Origin of the sequence: Vibrio sp. 1641, from assembly GCF_033339995.1 — a bacterium.
GTDB classification, from domain to species: Bacteria; Pseudomonadota; Gammaproteobacteria; order Enterobacterales; family Vibrionaceae; genus Vibrio; species Vibrio alginolyticus.
Genome location: NZ_JAWOVP010000424.1, coordinates 1 through 552, shown reverse-complemented (window position 1 = coordinate 552; position 552 = coordinate 1). Strand labels below are relative to the sequence as shown.

Here is a 552-nt window from a genome sequence, read left to right as displayed (position 1 = left end):
TCTTTGGCACGTTCACACAGGACTTATTTATGATTGATTCTATTATCGCTTGGATAGATGCCTATGAGTTTTCATGGTGGCATTCACCGTTTTGGTTCTTTTTGAGCTTTGTTTGGTATGTGCTTTGGGATAGGCTTTTCGAGCACCTTAACCCTTATCCTTAGTGCGCATTATGGGTGAGTGTTATGTTGAGTGGTTCGCCTTTGGCCTAGAACGCGCAAAGGGTGGGCGAGAGACTTGCTCATTGTCGGCTTGCCGTACATGCCAGGAAAGAGAATCGCTTTGAAGTGAGAGCCCGTAACATAACACACATAATGCTGCACTAATGAAATGACATACCAAACGCTGAGTATGTCATTTTAGTTTGTCTTTGTTTTGCATGATGAAAAACGTTAGAAGATCTTTGCAGTGAATAGGTTTTCCCTCAAGTCGTATACTTTTGATATTTCCATCTTCATCGGTTTTGTATTCATACATGCATGTATCATCGCCGTTTCTGATTCTGTCTATGCGTTCCTTGCCATAGACTTCTTCAATCGGCTGGTTTGGATC

The 552-nt window shown here is 42.0% G+C and carries 1 protein-coding gene; it reads right to left on the bottom strand.

The window, feature by feature from the left end; translation table 11 throughout:
* Positions 1–354: 354 nt before the first annotated feature.
* Positions 355–552 (bottom strand): hypothetical protein (locus R7Z47_RS26345; RefSeq protein WP_318130964.1); only part of this gene is annotated, 198 nt, incomplete at its 5' end.